This is a genomic window from Proteiniborus sp., assembly GCF_040308045.1.
GTDB lineage: Bacteria > Bacillota > Clostridia > Tissierellales > Proteiniboraceae > Proteiniborus.
Window position 1 is genome coordinate 111,444 of record NZ_JAWRHZ010000055.1, and the last position, 14,962, is coordinate 126,405.

Sequence of the window (14,962 nt, forward strand, 5' to 3'; positions counted from 1 at the left end):
AAAGAAAGCTTAAAAAGAGATAATAAACAATAAACTATTAAGATTTTGTAATAAAACAAAGGGTTGAAGCCAATAAAGTCAAACTTAAATATATAGTATCATATGAATAAAAGAACATTCAAATAATTTATGTTAGTACTAATTTCTTTGTTGTTTATTGCTTATTCTATGTCATTGACACAAGTGTATTTTATGGTAAAATTGATTATAATAGTTTGGGAAGGATGAGTAGCTTGATAAAGAGTATGACGGGATTTGGTAGAGGAGAAAAGAATGATGGTATTAGAAATTTTATAGTAGAAATTAAATCTGTTAACCATCGATATAATGACACCTTAGTAAAGATGCCTAAGCATATTGGATATCTTGAAGAAAGAGTAAAAAAACAAGTTAGAAATGTCGTTAATAGAGGAAAAGTAGAAGTATATATTAATTTAGAATATATCAGTGAAGGAGAAGTAGAGGTAAATGTAGATTTACCTTTAGCTCAATCATATAAAAAAGCAATAGACTTATTGTGCAAAGAGATTGACTTAAAAAATGATTTTTCTGTTGAAATGTTCACTAAATTCCCCGATATTATTAAGGCAAAGAAAAGAGAAGAAGATGAGGACGAAATGTGGCTTTGCTTAAATAAAGCAGTTGATATGGCTTTACAGAATTTAATTATTATGAGAATTGCCGAAGGGAAAGAACTTGCGAAAAATATAGAATCAAAACTTCTTAATATTAACGAAATAGTTAAAGAAATTGAAAAAAAAGCCCCTCTAGTTGTAATAGAATATAAAGAAAAGCTATGGAATAGAATCAACGAATTATTAGATGAGAAATATGAAATCGATGAAAACAAACTGGCAAATGAAGTAGCCTATTATGCTGATAAAAGTAGCATTGATGAAGAAATAGTGAGATTGTATAGTCATATCAATCAGTTTATTAATACTTTACAATCAAATGAGGACACTGTTGGCAGAAAATTGGATTTTTTAGTACAAGAAATGAATAGAGAAGTAAATACGATAGGATCTAAAGTAGGAGACATTAGTGTAACTAATTATGTAGTTGAGCTTAAAAGTGAAATGGAGAAAATTAGAGAACAGATTCAAAATATTGAATAATCTCATTAAGGAGGATGATCATGAGTATAAAGCTTATTAACATAGGATTTGGTAATATAGTATCTGCCAATAGGATAATTGCTGTAGTAAGTCCTGAATCAGCACCTATCAAAAGAATAATTCAAGAAGCTAGAGATAGAGGAATGCTTATTGATGCTACTTATGGAAGAAGAACAAGGGCTGTAATTATTACGGATAGCGACCATATTATATTGTCTGCAGTACAGCCAGAAACAGTAGCACATAGATTAAATAGTAGAGAAAATACTGAAATTGAGTAACTATATATATTTATGAAAAGAGGAGAATTACATGGAAAATGGATTGCTTATTGTTATTTCTGGTCCATCAGGTGTAGGTAAGGGGACGGTATGCAAACAACTACTTCATGATAATGACAAAATAAATTTATCAGTATCTGCAACTACAAGAGAACCAAGGGCTGGTGAAATAGATAAAATAAGCTATTTTTTTATAGATAAAGAAGAGTTTGAAAGTATGATAGTAAATGGAGAGTTTCTTGAGTATGCATATGTACATGGGAACTATTATGGCACTCCTAAAAAATATGTTTTGGATAAAATCGAAAAAGGTAATGACGTTTTATTAGAGATAGATATACAAGGTGCTCTGAAGGTAAAAGAGATGTATCCGGATGGAGTATTTATCTTTATACTTCCACCTTCTATGGAAGAACTAAAGAAAAGAATTATTAATAGAGGTACAGAGACTGAAGATGCAATAGAAAAGAGATTTATGGCCGCATACAAAGAAATTCAATATGTTTTTAAATATGACTATGCTGTTTTGAATGATGAGATAGAGTTAGCAGTAAAAAGAATTGAATCAATTATTGATGCCGAAAGGTATAAAGTCAATAGACAAATAGATATTATTAAAGAAATTTAGGAGGTTTTTTATGTTATATCCTTCAATTAATGATTTATTAAAAAATGTAGACAGTAGATACACTTTAGTTTTATTAGTGTCTAAAAGAGCAAGACAAATTGTGGACGGTTCAGAACCTTTTGTAGAACCAGTGTCTAGTAAGCCAGTATCTGTTGCAGTCCAAGAGGTGGCTGAAGGTAAGGTTACTTATACAAGACCACAAGCTAGCAAATAGGTTTTATTGCGAGGTGAATGAGATGCTTAGTGGAAAAAATGTAGTAATGGGTGTTACTGGTGGCATTGCAGTATATAAAGCTGTTGATGTAGTTAGCAGACTAAGAAAATTAAATGCAAATGTAAACATAATAATGACTAAATCAGCAACTGAATTTGTAACACCTTTAACTTTTCAATCAATATCGCAAAATCCAGTGACAGTAAATATATTTAAAGAGCCAACACATTGGGAAATCGAGCATATTTCTTTAGCAAAAAAAGCTGATATTTTTTTAGTAGTACCTGCTACAGCCAACATTATTGGCAAGGTAGCTAATGGAATTGCTGATGATATGTTAAGTACTACAATAATGGCTACAAAAGCAAAGGTGATTTTTGCACCAGCCATGAATACAAATATGTATAATAATTTAATTTTCAAAGAAAATTCTAATAAGCTAAAAAAATATGGCTATGAATTTATTAAACCTGGATCTGGCAGGCTAGCCTGTGGTGATTTTGGAGAAGGCAAGATGGCAGAACCATGTGATATAGTAGATTATTTAGTAAATTCTTTAACCAATAGCCAACTTAAAGGAAAAAAAATCATAGTGACTGCTGGACCTACTATTGAACCTCTTGATCCAGTTAGATATATGACTAACCATTCAAGTGGTAAAATGGGATATGCTATTGCAAATGAAGCACAGCGGAGAGGAGCAGAGGTTATATTAGTATCAGGTCCAGTGAATTTAGAGCCACCTATAGGAACTAAGTTGATTAAAGTGAATACTACTCAAGAAATGTTAAGTTCAATAGAAAAACATTTTGCTGAATGTCATGTGCTTATAAAAGCAGCAGCTCCTTTAGATTATAGGCCAGTTACCGTAAGTGAACATAAGATAAAAAAGAGCAAAGATGAAATAGAGTTTAAGTTTACTAGAAATCCAGATATTGCTGCGCACTTTGGTAAGCTTAAGAGAAATCAAATAATTGTCGGGTTTGCTGCAGAAACAGAAAATCTTATAGAGAATGCGAAGAAAAAGATTGACAAAAAAAATTTAGATTTTATTGTTGCGAATAATGTACTTACTGAGAATTCTGGATTTAAAAGCGATAGTAACATAGTAACAATTATTGATAAAGATGGAACAGTAAAAGACTATCCACTAATGAAAAAAGAAAAAGTAGCAAAAGCAATAATAGATAAAATATCTGCAATATTAAATTGTTGATTAGAGCTAGATGTTTGACATGGTAGAGTCCTATCTTTATTGTGTATACATCTAGCTTTTGAAATATTTTATGCTTAAATCGAAAGGTTGGATCTTATGACTAATAAAGTATTTGTCGAAGTAGTTGTAGACAATACAAGTTCAAACACTGATAGATTATTCACCTATATTGTTCCGGAAGAATATAAAAAAGATATCGAAATTGGAAAAAAGGTATTGGTACCTTTTGGAATAGGCAACAAACTAGTTGAGGGGATAATAGTTAATATAATTTGCCATACAGATATAGAATATAAAAGGATTAAACCTATAAAAACTATTTTTAATGATGATCCTGTTTTATCTAATGATTTAATTAAGTTAAGCTTTTGGATGAAGGAAAAATACTTAGCACAATATAGTGACATCCTTAGAACTATGCTGCCTACTGGTACGACAAATAAAGCAATTGATGTAGTGAATTTAATAAATAATGATAAGAATATTTTAGATAAAATCAATTCCAAAAACCAATTAAAGATAATAGAATTTTTAGAGCGACACGGAGAAGCAGAAGCACAGGATATTAAAGAGGCAACAGGAATAACTAACATTAATCCAAGTCTAAATTCATTGTTTATGAGTGGAATAATACAGATTACAAAAACAGTTAGTTCTGAAGTGAATAAAAGGTATGAGAAAGTTGTTAAAAGAAATTTTGGATTTGAGCATATGGAGGAAGCGCTCAGTAAATTAGCTAAAAACGCTACAAAGCAGATTGAGATCATTAATTACATTAAAAATATAGAATCAATAAAATTAAAGGAATTAATGATGAATACTAATTGCAGCCTAAGCTCTTTGAAATCCTTAGAAGAAAAGAAAATTATAAAAATTGAAGATGTGGAAGTTAAGCGAGAAGCTATAACAAAAGAAATTGAACCGTATAATAAAGTTAAATTAACACAAGACCAAAAATACTGTGTTGATAAAATTTATAACGATTATCTTACAAATGGATATAATAAATATTTAATTCATGGAGTAACAGGAAGTGGAAAGACAGAGATTTACCTTCAACTAATAGAGAAGGTAATTGAAATGGGAAAGCAAGCAATTGTTCTAGTACCAGAAATATCTCTTACTCCGCAAACAGTTGAAAGGTTTGCGGGAAGATTTAGAAATAATGTAGCGGTATTACATAGCGGCTTATCAAATGGAGAAAGATATGATGAGTGGAGAAAAATAAAAGAACATGAGGTGCAAATTGTTGTAGGAGCAAGATCTGCAATTTTTGCTCCTTTTGATAATCTTGCATTTATTATTATAGATGAAGAGCATGAAACGAGCTATAAATCTAGTATGAACCCTAAATATAATGCGATAGAAGTTGGAGAAAAGAGATGTGAAATAGAAGGCGCAACTTTGATACTTGGTTCTGCAACTCCATCAATTGAGTCCTATTATAAAGCAAAACAAGGAGAATATAAGTTACTAGAGTTATCTAATAGGGTAAATAGAAGGGAAATGCCTGAAATTAAAGTAATAGATATGAAAAAAGAATTAGATAATGGCAATAAATCAATGTTTAGTAATATACTATATAATTCTATAGCAGAAAATCTTAATGCAAAAAAACAAACAATTCTCTTTTTAAATCGCAGAGGATTTTCCACCTTTATTTCTTGTAGAAAATGTGGTTTTGTTGTAAAATGTAAAAAATGTGATATTTCGTTGACATATCATATGGCACAAAATATTCTTAAATGCCACTATTGTGGATATACCATGAACCCCCCAACTTTATGCCCTAGCTGTAATAGTAAATACATTAAATATTTTGGAACAGGCACTCAGAAAGTAGAGGAAGAAGTAAAAAGGTTGTTTCCACATGCTAGAACAGCCAGAATGGATATTGACTCAACTTCAAGAAAGGGAAGCCATGAAAGAATATTTGGAAAAATGAAAAAAGGTGATATTGATATACTTATAGGAACTCAAATGATATCAAAGGGATTAGATTTTCCAAATGTAACATTAGTCGGGATAATCGCTGCAGATACTACACTTAATATACCTGATTTTAAGGCTTCTGAAAGGACATTTCAATTATTGACACAAGTAGGAGGAAGAGCTGGAAGAGGAGAATATGATGGCAAGGTAATTCTTCAGACTTATGAACCTGAGCATTATAGTATAGTAACGGCTAAGTCTCATGATTTTATTAGCTTCTACAATAAAGAATTATCCATACGGAAGGAATTTAACTATCCTCCATTTACAGATATTATAAATATAATCGTTTCGGGAGAAAATGAAAAGGATACATATAATATTTCTAATTTTATTGCTGAAGAGATCAGGCAATTAATCTATAAAAAAACTAATAGCTTAGAAAAGAGAGAAATAGTTATTGGACCTATGGATGCTCCTATTTACAAAATTAAAGGAAAGTATAGACGTCAAATCATAATTAAAACTAATAAATCAGATATTCTTATGGTAACTAAGGCAATTGATTGGGTAAATAAAAAGAATAGAGAAAAAAAGGATTATAAAAAAGTAAATGTAAGTATAGATATAAATCCAGTATCAATTATATAGGAGGTTATGTAATGGCTATAAGACAGATAAGATTTGAAGATGACCCAATTTTAAGGAAAAAGTCTAGAAAAGTAGATAAAATCGACGAAAGAATAAGAACTTTAGTACAAGATATGCTAGATACTATGTATAAAGAAGAGGGAGTGGGTTTAGCAGCTCCTCAAGTTGGTATTTTAAAAAGGGTGGTTGTAATAGATATTGGAGAAGGACCAATAGTAATGATTAACCCTGAAATAATAGAGGAAGAAGGAAAAAGCATAGATTTGGAAGGATGTTTAAGTATTCCAGGTAAAAGTGGTAAAGTATGTAGACCTGAAAGAGTAAAAGTAGAGCATTTAGATATTGAGGGAAATAAGAATATAATCGAAGGAACTGCTCTTTTAGCTAGGGCACTTTGCCATGAAATTGACCACTTAAATGGAATATTATATATTGACAAGGTTGTAGATGCCGATGATGAACAGGAGTGTTAGAAATGAAAGTTGTATTTATGGGAACCCCAGATTTTTCAGTCCCAACACTAGAAGCATTATTTAACAATGGCTATGAAATATCCCTTGTAATCTCCCAGGCTGATAAGGCAAAAGGTAGAGGTAAAAAAGTATTACACACGCCTGTTAAAGAAAAAGCCTTGCAGCTAGGTTTAGATGTATTTCAACCAGATAATATAAATTCAATAGAGAGTATAGATAAAATTCAACAAGAGAACCCAGATGTAATAGTTGTGGTTGCCTATGGACAAATTTTGAAGGAAGATATATTGAACATACCTAGATTTGGTTGTATAAATGTCCATGCTTCTCTACTTCCCAAATACAGAGGAGCAGCTCCTATAAATTGGGCAATAATCAATGGTGAAAAAAATACTGGGGTAACAACGATGGTCATGGAAAAAGGATTAGATTCAGGAGATATGTTGCTTAAAAGAGAAACTATAATTTTAAATAAGGAAACAGCAGGAGAACTTCATGATAGACTCATGAAAATGGGGGCAGACTTATTAATAGAAACCCTCAAGAAATTGGAGACTAGGAATCTCACTAAAATCCCGCAAATTCATGAAGAAGCTACTTATGCACCTATGATGTCTAAAGACCTTGGAAAAATTGACTGGAATAAAAAGGCGGTTCTTATACAAAATTTAGTTAGAGGTACTCAGCCATGGCCAGGAGCATATGCAACATACAAGAACAATAGCTTAAAAATATTAGAGGTAGATATTGTTGATAAGTTAAATGAAGAGGAAAATGGTATGGTGGTAAAAGTTAATGATGAAGGAATATTTGTAAATGCTGTAGATAATTGCATTGTGATTAAAAGAATTCAGTTTCCAGGTAAAAGAAGTATGTCTGTGTCAGAGTTCTTAAAAGGAAACGAATTTGAAATTGGAGTTTCACTGAAATAATATTTACAAGGAGGGAGAAAGAGAATGTATTACGGTTATTACTTTGGACCAGAATTTATTTTTTTAATTCCTGCTATCCTTTTTGCAATGTATGCACAATCAAAAATCCAAAGTGCTTTTAATAAATATTCTAGAGTCGGAAGTAGGTCAGGTTATACAGGTGCACAGGTTGCTAGGAGGATATTAGATAAAAAAGGTTTGTATGATGTAAATATTGAGTATAGCCCTGGAAAACTAACAGATCACTATGATCCTAGAAACAAGGTGTTGAGACTGTCTAGTACAGTTTATAATGGAACTTCACTTGCTTCATTGGGAGTGGCTGCTCATGAAGTAGGTCATGCCATACAACACGCAGATGGTTATTCTTTTTTAATACTTAGGAATACTATAGCACCTATAGCTGGATTTGGTTCAAGATTTGTTTGGCTGTTAATTATTGTTGGTTTTGCATTTAGCGCTCCTTCATTAGTGAATGCAGGGATTATGTTGTATTTAGGAGTAGTATTATTTCAAATAATTACCCTTCCGGTAGAATTTAATGCTAGTAAAAGGGCTTTATTGCAACTGGAAACAGGTGATTATCTTACTCAAGATGAGTTGATTCCAACAAAAAAAGTATTAGACGCTGCTGCATTGACTTATGTAGCTGCAACTCTTACTGCTATAGCACAGCTTTTGAGATTATTAGCATTATCAAGAAGAAGAGATTAAAGGGGTATTTACCCCTTTGTTTTTTTAGATTCTATTATGAGGTGAAGTTATGTATAAAAACCCAAGAGAGATTGCAGTAAACATCCTAAATGAAATTAATGAAGAAGAAGCTTATTCTAATATATCCATAAATAGAAATATAGGTAAGGATATTAGTAGCTTAGACGAATCATTTATAAGAGAGATTGTATACGGAGTAATTGAGAGTAAACTTTTAATAGACTGGATTATTATGCAATTTTCAAAGATTAAGATAAAGAAAATAGCTCCTATAATTAGAGAAATTTTAAGAATTGGTGTCTATCAAATAATTTTTATGGACAGAATACCTGATAGTGCAGCAGTAAATGAATCGGTAAAACTGGCTAAAAAATATGGACATAAAGGTTCGGTAGGCTTTGTAAATGCAATATTAAGAAATATTTCTAGGAATAAAAATAATATAGAATTACCTGAAAGAAATATAGATTCTACAGAATATTTATCAGTGAAATATTCTCATCCTAAATGGATGATTAAAAAGTGGATTAAAGATTTTGGACTGAATTTTACAGAAGAATTATGTTTAGCAAACAATGAGAAACCAAAGTTAAATATAAGAGTAAATACTTTAAAAATTGCTAAGCAAGAATTGATGTATAAGCTAAAAAAGAGAGGATTTGATGTAAAAGAAGGGGAATATGCATATGATTGTATTATAATAGATAATCCAGTAAGAATCACTGATACAGATGAGTTTATGAATGGCTTTTTTCAAATACAAGATGAAAGTTCTATGCTGGTAGCCCAAATCATGAATCCAAAACCAGGAGATTTAGTAATAGATGTTTGTAGTGCGCCAGGAGGTAAAACTACCCATATAGCACAGAAGATGGAAAACGAGGGCAAAATAATAGCAAGAGACATTCATGAGTATAAATTAAACTTAATAAATGGCAATATAGAGCGACTAGGAATAAACATTATTCAATTAGAGCAATATGATGCACGTAAACTAGATGAGAGATTAATTGAAAAAGCAGATTGTTGCCTTGTAGATGTTCCTTGTTCCGGTCTAGGGCTGATAAGAAGAAAGCCTGACATAAAGTGGAGCAAAGAAGAAGATAATCTATCAGAAATAACAAAATTACAATATGAAATACTAATGAATAGTAGTAAATATGTTAAAAAAGGTGGAGTCTTAATTTATAGTACTTGTACAATTCAAAAAGAAGAAAATATAATCTTAGTAAGAAAGTTTATTGAAAACAATAAAAGCTTTATTTTGAGAAGTTTTGAAGAGCTTATTGGAGAAGAAGAGTTGAAAAAAGCAGCTACAAATGGTTATATTGAACTCTATCCTAATATTAATAACACAGATGGTTTTTTTATTGCTAAAATGATTAAAATATAGAATATAGTATATAGTTAATGATTTCATTATTATGATATAATATATATTGTTTATCAGGATTTCTTAGGAGGGATTATTTGAGTAATATTGATTTGAAGTCACTAGAGATGGAGGAATTAGAAGAAGTATTTATAAGACTAGGGGAGAAAAAATATCGAGCACATCAGACATTTAAATGGATTCATCAGAAGATGGTTTCATCTATAAATAATATTACAGAACTCCCTCAAGGACTAAGGGACAAGCTGAATCTAAATTATAATATTAGTAAACTTAAAATAGTTCAAAGACTAGACTCAAAATTTGATGATACTAGTAAGTACTTGTTTATGTTAGATGATAGAAACATTATAGAAAGCGTATTGATGAAATATAAGCATGGCGTATCAGTTTGTTTGTCTACTCAAGTAGGATGTAGAATGGGCTGTGAGTTTTGTGCATCAACAAAGGGTGGGCTAGTTAGGAGTCTTTTGCCAGGAGAGATACTTGAACAATTTTATCAAATACAAAAGGACCAAGGTTATAAGGTTACTAACATAGTATTAATGGGGAGTGGTGAACCATTAGACAATTATGATAATGTATTAAAGTTCCTTAAAATCATACATGATGATGAAGGACAAAATTTGGGTTATAGACATATTACAATCTCTACTTGTGGGTTAGTTCCTAAAATCTATGATTTAGCTGATGAAGAGATTCCAATAAACTTATCTATCTCTCTTCATTCTCCATTTGATGAAGAGAGGAAAAAGATTATGCCTATAGCCAATAGACATAGTATATACGAGATAATAGAAGCATGTTATTATTATATTAATAAAACAAAAAGAAGAATAACATTTGAATATACATTGATTTATGGTGTAAATGATAAGAAAGAAGATGCATTAGAGATAGTAAAATTACTCAAAGGAATGTTATGTCATGTAAATCTAATTCCACTTAATAGAATAAAAGAATTTATTCATACTAAATCTGATGAGGAAGCAATAAGAAATTTCAAAGATATTTTAATAAAAAATGGGATAAACACTACTATAAGAAGAGAAATGGGAGCAGATGTAAATGCTGCTTGTGGACAGCTAAGAAGAGATTATATTAAAAATCAGAACCCATTTAATTAATGCTATACCTATATAATTCATTATCTTGTGAAGTGGGGTGTTTAGATGTTTATTTGTGTATGTTCAGACATAGGGAAAGTAAGGAACATCAATCAGGATTCTTACTTTTATTCTGACGACAATAAGCTACCTTTGTTTGTAGTGGCAGATGGCATGGGTGGTCATAATGCAGGAGAAGTGGCCAGTTTATTGGCAACTAAAACAATTAAAGAAAGCTATTTGAGAGAGAAAGAAAATATTATTCAAGGAAAGCTTGATATCCCTAAATTTATAAACTTAACTTTAATGGAAGCAAATAATAGAATTTTAAAAGAGGCTAGAGAAAAAGAAAACTGTAATGGTATGGGAACTACAATAACTTTTGGAATTATATTTGATAATGAAATGTTTATAGGGCACATGGGAGATAGTAGAGCCTATCTATTCAGGGAAAAAGAACTTTATCAATTGACACAAGATCATTCTTTAGTCGCAGAGTTGGTAAGAAACGGAAGCATTAGCAATGAAGAAGCAATACATCATCCGCAAAAAAACATCATAACGAGAGCTTTAGGTACAGATGTAGAAATAAAGGCTGATATAATTAGCAAAAGCATTGAAGGCAATGATATAATATTGTTTTGTACTGATGGTCTAACTAATATGGTAAGCGATTTAAAAATCAAGGAAATTTTATGTGAATCCAGTGATTTACGGCAGGCATGTTGTAGTCTCACAGATACAGCCAATGAACTTGGTGGCTTTGATAATACAACTGTAATGATTATTAAGATGAGTTGAAAGAAGGTGAAGGCATGATTGGGAAAATATTAGGAAATAGATATGAAATTATCGAAAAAGTTGGCGGAGGAGGAATGGCTCTAGTTTACAAGGCTAAATGTAGACTACTGAATAGATTTGTAGCAGTAAAAATATTAAGGTCTGAATTTATTAATGACGAAGAATTCATAAATAAATTCAGAAGAGAGTCCCAGGCTGCTGCTAGCTTATCTCATCCCAATATTGTTAGCATTTACGATGTGGGTGTTGAAGATAATATTTATTATATTGTAATGGAATATGTTAATGGAAGAACCTTAAAGCAATTAATTAGAGAAAAAGGGAAATTAAGTATTGATGAATCTTTAGACATTGCGATGAAAATTGCAGAAGCATTAAATCATGCCCATGAAAATCATATAGTTCATAGGGATATTAAACCTCATAATATTTTAGTTACGGAAGATGGAATAGTGAAAGTTACAGACTTTGGAATAGCAAGGGCAGCAACAACTTCTACCGTGACGAATACTAGCAATGTTATTGGATCGGTTCATTATTTTTCTCCTGAGCAGGCAAGAGGTGGATACACAGACGAAAAATCTGACATCTATTCTTTAGGGGTTGTTATGTATGAAATGGTTACTGGAAGTGTTCCTTTTCAAGGAGATAGTCCAATTTCAGTTGCATTAAAGCATATTCAAGAAGATATAGAACCTCCATCACATTTTGACAGTTCTATTCCTAAAAATGTTGAAAGTATAATTATGAAATGTGTGCAAAAAGATCAAAGTTCAAGATATAGTGATATTAAATTATTACTAGATGACTTGAGAAAGGTAAAACGAAGTGATGATATTAACATAACTAGCTATAATGATTCTCCTACTAGAATTATACCTAGAATTGACGATACCTTAATTGAACCTATAAATAAAGATTTAAAAAATAATAAAAAGAAGAAGAATGAAAAAGGTGATATGACAAAAAAAAGGTCTTCAAGATTTGTTACACTATCTGCAATTATTTTAGCTCTGTTATTGACATTAGGGATTACTGCAGGCTTTTTCTGGTTTAGAGGACAGATACAAGGACATGAAGTAAAAGTTCCTAGTATAGTTGGACTTCATCAGGATGTAGCTAAGAAAATGCTAGTTGATATGGGATTGGATTTTAGAGTAAAAAATGAAGTGTACAGTCAAGAGTATAAAGAAGGACACGTAGTTTACCAAAGTGTTGATGCAGGAGAAACTGTGAAATCAGGTTATCCTATTGAAGTAACATTGAGTAAAGGACAAAAAGAAGTCGATGTACCAGATGTAGTTAATCTGCATGTAGACGAGGCAGAGATTCTAATACGGGCTAAGGACTTAAAGCCTATCGTTAAACATGTTCCTAGTGATATACCTAAAGATTATGTAATAAGTCAGACTCCAGATGGAAATACGAAAGCTACTGCAGGCTCTACAGTAAATCTAGTCGTAAGTGAGGGACCTGAGATTAATTACGTAGTCGTGCCTAATGTTATTGGAGAAAATATAGAGGAAGCTAAGAAGATACTTACTTCAAGAGGACTGTTTGTAGAAACTAAATATGAGCTTAATGAGAATGTGGATAAAGACATTGTGATTTGGCAGAGTTTTACAGCTAATTCAGAAGTGGAAGAGAATACAACTATAGACTTAACTGTAAGTAAAGGTTCTGATGAACCTAATGATACAAATAATGGTAATGATACTGGAACTGGAGAAGAGGAATTAATAAATAATAATTTATCCATAATTTTACCAAAGGATAAGGAGGAAGTTGAAGTAAAAATATATAGAATACAAGATAATGAGAGAGAATTGATATATAATGAAATTCATAGTACAAGTGAGGAATCTATTTCTGTTTTGGTTAAGGGTAAGAAAAATGCAAGATATGAAGTATATTTTGATGGCACATTTAAAGGAGAAATCTAATTATCATTTAAGGAGGATTGATTGATGCTAGAAGGAATTATTGTTAAAGGCATAGGTGGTTTTTATTATGTAAAGGTAGATGACACAATTTATGAATGTAGAGCAAGAGGGCTTTTTAGAAAAAACAAAACTGTTCCCCTTATTGGAGATAGAGTTTTGATTAAAATTAATAATGAAGATAATACCGGATATGTAGAACATATTTTTGATAGAATTACAGAATTAAAAAGGCCTCCTGTTTCCAATGTAAACCAAGCTGTAATAGTTTTTGCTGCACAAAAACCTGGTCCTAACTTATGGCTTTTAGATAGATTTTTACTTCTAGCATCATTTCAGGGACTAGATGTGGTTATTTGCATAAATAAATCTGACTTAGATTCAGATGGCGAGGCAGATATGATTTACAAAATTTACAAACGGGCAGGTTATAAAATTATTAAAACAAGCTGTAAAACTAAAGAAGGTATAGATGAAATAAAGGATATTCTAAAAGATAAAATTACTGTATTTGCTGGTCCCTCAGGTGTGGGAAAGTCCACTTTACTAAATAATGTTCAATCTAATTTGAGTCTGCAAACTGGTAGTATAAGTGAAAAAACTAGTCGGGGAAAGCATACAACAAGACATGTAGAACTTATTGAATTAGATTTAGGTGGATGGGTCGTAGATACTCCTGGCTTTAGTACTTTAGACATTGATTTTCTAGAAGAAGATGAACTTGAAAAATACTTTATTGAAATATATAATAAAAGTTCATTTTGTAAATATTCTGGTTGCAATCATTACAAGGAACCAAACTGTGAAGTAAAAAAGGCAGTTGAAATCGGAGAAATAAGCAGATCTAGATATGATAATTATTTAAGTATGTTACAAGAAATTAAACGAATTAGGAGGTATTAGATATGATAAAAATAGCTCCTTCTATTTTATCGGCAGACTTTAGTAGATTAGAAGAGCAAATTAAATTAGTTGAAGAAGGCGGAGCAGATTTAATTCACTTAGATGTAATGGATGGTCATTTTGTTCCTAATATTACTTTTGGGGCACCTGTAATAAAAATGATTAGAAAAGTAACTAAAGTACCTTTTGATGTCCATTTAATGATAGAGAATCCAGATTTGTACATAAAGGATTTTGTGGAGGCAGGAGCAGATATTATTACTGTTCATCAAGAAGCTTGTGTACATCTTCATAGAACTATACAGCATATAAAAAGCTTTGGAATAAAAGCAGGAGTTGCTCTAAATCCATCTACATCTATTGAGAATATAAAATATATAATTGATGAAATTGATATGGTACTTATTATGACAGTTAATCCTGGATTCGGTGGACAGTACTTTATCGAGCAAATGAAAGATAAAATAATAGACTTAAGAAATCTAATTAGTAGTTTTAATAAAAATATTGATATACAAGTTGATGGCGGGATAAAATTAGACAATATTAAAGAAGTAGAATCTTATGGAGCTAATATATTTGTTGCGGGCTCAGCTATTTTTAATAGTAATGATATTGTAAATACTACTAAAATGTTTAAGAACATATAGCTTTACTTTC

General features: G+C 31.0%; 15 protein-coding genes. All 15 read left to right on the top strand.

Annotated features, from left to right (window positions below; all coding sequences use genetic code 11):
• Nucleotides 1–224: 224 nt before the first annotated feature.
• The 15 genes from ABV008_RS11430 to rpe all read left to right on the top strand — a co-directional run bounded on the left by ABV008_RS11430 (nucleotide 225) and on the right by rpe (nucleotide 14,952).
• Nucleotides 225–1,118 carry a YicC/YloC family endoribonuclease gene (locus ABV008_RS11430; protein ID WP_352419948.1) on the top strand — a complete coding sequence of 298 codons (894 nt, stop codon included), beginning with the start codon at nucleotides 225–227 and terminating at the stop codon, nucleotides 1,116–1,118.
• 20 nt (nucleotides 1,119–1,138) lie between these two features.
• Nucleotides 1,139–1,399 (top strand): extracellular matrix/biofilm regulator RemA, encoded by a 261-nt coding sequence (remA, locus tag ABV008_RS11435; protein ID WP_352419949.1) that lies wholly within the window; start codon nucleotides 1,139–1,141, stop codon nucleotides 1,397–1,399.
• A gap of 31 nt (nucleotides 1,400–1,430) precedes the next feature.
• Nucleotides 1,431–2,027: a guanylate kinase gene (gmk, locus tag ABV008_RS11440; protein WP_352419950.1), complete on the top strand. Its 597-nt coding sequence runs from the start codon at nucleotides 1,431–1,433 to the stop codon at nucleotides 2,025–2,027.
• 10 nt (nucleotides 2,028–2,037) lie between these two features.
• Nucleotides 2,038–2,241, top strand: a complete 204-nt coding sequence (gene rpoZ, locus ABV008_RS11445; RefSeq protein ID WP_352419951.1) for a DNA-directed RNA polymerase subunit omega — start codon at nucleotides 2,038–2,040, stop codon at nucleotides 2,239–2,241.
• A 22-nt stretch (nucleotides 2,242–2,263) separates the two neighbouring features.
• Entirely contained in the window at nucleotides 2,264–3,457 is a 1,194-nt protein-coding gene (gene coaBC, locus ABV008_RS11450; protein ID WP_352419952.1) for a bifunctional phosphopantothenoylcysteine decarboxylase/phosphopantothenate--cysteine ligase CoaBC, read from the top strand.
• Between the two features lie 96 nt (nucleotides 3,458–3,553).
• A complete protein-coding gene (priA, locus tag ABV008_RS11455; RefSeq protein WP_352419953.1) occupies nucleotides 3,554–6,040 on the top strand; it encodes a primosomal protein N' in 2,487 nt (828 codons plus the stop codon).
• A gap of 11 nt (nucleotides 6,041–6,051) precedes the next feature.
• Nucleotides 6,052–6,513: a peptide deformylase gene (gene def / locus ABV008_RS11460; RefSeq protein WP_352419954.1), complete on the top strand. Its 462-nt coding sequence runs from the start codon at nucleotides 6,052–6,054 to the stop codon at nucleotides 6,511–6,513.
• A 2-nt stretch (nucleotides 6,514–6,515) separates the two neighbouring features.
• Nucleotides 6,516–7,445 (top strand): methionyl-tRNA formyltransferase, encoded by a 930-nt coding sequence (fmt, locus tag ABV008_RS11465; RefSeq protein ID WP_352419955.1) that lies wholly within the window; start codon nucleotides 6,516–6,518, stop codon nucleotides 7,443–7,445.
• Between the two features lie 24 nt (nucleotides 7,446–7,469).
• Nucleotides 7,470–8,159, top strand: a complete 690-nt coding sequence (locus tag ABV008_RS11470; protein WP_352419956.1) for a zinc metallopeptidase — start codon at nucleotides 7,470–7,472, stop codon at nucleotides 8,157–8,159.
• A 49-nt stretch (nucleotides 8,160–8,208) separates the two neighbouring features.
• Nucleotides 8,209–9,552: a 16S rRNA (cytosine(967)-C(5))-methyltransferase RsmB gene (gene rsmB / locus ABV008_RS11475; RefSeq protein ID WP_352419957.1), complete on the top strand. Its 1,344-nt coding sequence runs from the start codon at nucleotides 8,209–8,211 to the stop codon at nucleotides 9,550–9,552.
• Between the two features lie 92 nt (nucleotides 9,553–9,644).
• On the top strand, nucleotides 9,645–10,679 hold the full coding sequence (gene rlmN / locus ABV008_RS11480; protein ID WP_502929781.1) for a dual-specificity RNA methyltransferase RlmN: 1,035 nt from the start codon (nucleotides 9,645–9,647) through the stop codon (nucleotides 10,677–10,679).
• Nucleotides 10,680–10,724: 45 nt separating this feature from the next.
• Nucleotides 10,725–11,459 carry a Stp1/IreP family PP2C-type Ser/Thr phosphatase gene (locus ABV008_RS11485; RefSeq protein ID WP_352419959.1) on the top strand — a complete coding sequence of 245 codons (735 nt, stop codon included), beginning with the start codon at nucleotides 10,725–10,727 and terminating at the stop codon, nucleotides 11,457–11,459.
• A 14-nt stretch (nucleotides 11,460–11,473) separates the two neighbouring features.
• Entirely contained in the window at nucleotides 11,474–13,402 is a 1,929-nt protein-coding gene (pknB, locus tag ABV008_RS11490) for a Stk1 family PASTA domain-containing Ser/Thr kinase (RefSeq protein ID WP_352419960.1), read from the top strand.
• 24 nt (nucleotides 13,403–13,426) lie between these two features.
• Complete coding sequence (gene rsgA / locus ABV008_RS11495) at nucleotides 13,427–14,302, top strand: ribosome small subunit-dependent GTPase A (protein ID WP_352419961.1); 876 nt, start codon at nucleotides 13,427–13,429, stop codon at nucleotides 14,300–14,302.
• Between the two features lie 2 nt (nucleotides 14,303–14,304).
• A complete protein-coding gene (rpe, locus tag ABV008_RS11500) occupies nucleotides 14,305–14,952 on the top strand; it encodes a ribulose-phosphate 3-epimerase (protein WP_352419962.1) in 648 nt (215 codons plus the stop codon).
• Nucleotides 14,953–14,962 lie beyond the last annotated feature (10 nt).

Excerpts from the sequence above, each read along its gene's own strand:
- remA (WP_352419949.1), top strand. The coding sequence starts at position 1,139 with ATGAGTATAAAGCTTATTAACATAGGATTTGGTAATATAGTATCTGCC.
- fmt (WP_352419955.1), top strand. The coding sequence starts at position 6,516 with ATGAAAGTTGTATTTATGGGAACCCCAGATTTTTCAGTCCCAACACTA.
- pknB (WP_352419960.1), top strand. The coding sequence starts at position 11,474 with ATGATTGGGAAAATATTAGGAAATAGATATGAAATTATCGAAAAAGTT.
- ABV008_RS11430 (WP_352419948.1), top strand. The coding sequence starts at position 225 with ATGAGTAGCTTGATAAAGAGTATGACGGGATTTGGTAGAGGAGAAAAG.
- ABV008_RS11470 (WP_352419956.1), top strand. The coding sequence starts at position 7,470 with ATGTATTACGGTTATTACTTTGGACCAGAATTTATTTTTTTAATTCCT.
- rsgA (WP_352419961.1), top strand. The coding sequence starts at position 13,427 with ATGCTAGAAGGAATTATTGTTAAAGGCATAGGTGGTTTTTATTATGTA.
- rpe (WP_352419962.1), top strand. The coding sequence starts at position 14,305 with ATGATAAAAATAGCTCCTTCTATTTTATCGGCAGACTTTAGTAGATTA.
- def (WP_352419954.1), top strand. The coding sequence starts at position 6,052 with ATGGCTATAAGACAGATAAGATTTGAAGATGACCCAATTTTAAGGAAA.
- ABV008_RS11485 (WP_352419959.1), top strand. The coding sequence starts at position 10,725 with ATGTTTATTTGTGTATGTTCAGACATAGGGAAAGTAAGGAACATCAAT.
- priA (WP_352419953.1), top strand. The coding sequence starts at position 3,554 with ATGACTAATAAAGTATTTGTCGAAGTAGTTGTAGACAATACAAGTTCA.
- gmk (WP_352419950.1), top strand. The coding sequence starts at position 1,431 with ATGGAAAATGGATTGCTTATTGTTATTTCTGGTCCATCAGGTGTAGGT.
- coaBC (WP_352419952.1), top strand. The coding sequence starts at position 2,264 with ATGCTTAGTGGAAAAAATGTAGTAATGGGTGTTACTGGTGGCATTGCA.
- rpoZ (WP_352419951.1), top strand. The coding sequence starts at position 2,038 with ATGTTATATCCTTCAATTAATGATTTATTAAAAAATGTAGACAGTAGA.
- rsmB (WP_352419957.1), top strand. The coding sequence starts at position 8,209 with ATGTATAAAAACCCAAGAGAGATTGCAGTAAACATCCTAAATGAAATT.